1 protein-coding gene is annotated in these 412 nt (G+C 65.3%); it reads left to right on the top strand.

Annotated features, from left to right (window positions below):
- Positions 1 to 387, top strand: a 387-nt coding sequence (locus D7X32_RS44685; RefSeq protein ID WP_120608495.1) for an ABC transporter permease subunit, incomplete at its 5' end; no start/stop codon positions are given.
- Positions 388 to 412: the final 25 nt, after the last annotated feature.

The raw sequence follows: 412 nt of genomic DNA, 5'->3' as shown, positions 1-412 counted from the left end.
CTGCTCGTCGCCTATGTGATGCTTTTCCTGCCGCGGGCCATGGTCGGGCTGCGCGCCAGCATCGCCCAGGCCCCGGTGGAGCTGGAGCGCGCCGCGATGGGCCTCGGCCGCACCCCAGGCCAGGCGTTGCGGCAGATCACCATGCGGCTTGCCGCACCCGGAGCGGCCGCCAGCGTCGCGCTGGCCGCACTCGGCATCACCAATGAACTCACGGCAACATTGATGCTGTCGCCCAATGGCGTGGATACGCTGGCGACGAAATTCTGGTCGCTGACCAGCGAGATAGACTATGTCTCGGCCGCCCCTTACGCCTTCATGATGGTCGTGCTGTCGCTGCCGCTCACCCTGATGCTCTATACCCAATCGAAACGGACCGCCGGCCAATGACGCTGCTCACGATCGAGAACATCAG

The organism is Corallococcus carmarthensis (genome assembly GCF_003611695.1).
Lineage (GTDB): Bacteria > Myxococcota > Myxococcia > Myxococcales > Myxococcaceae > Corallococcus > Corallococcus carmarthensis.
The sequence above is the reverse complement of the archived record's forward strand: the minus strand, read 5'-3'. Positions and strand labels throughout refer to the sequence as shown.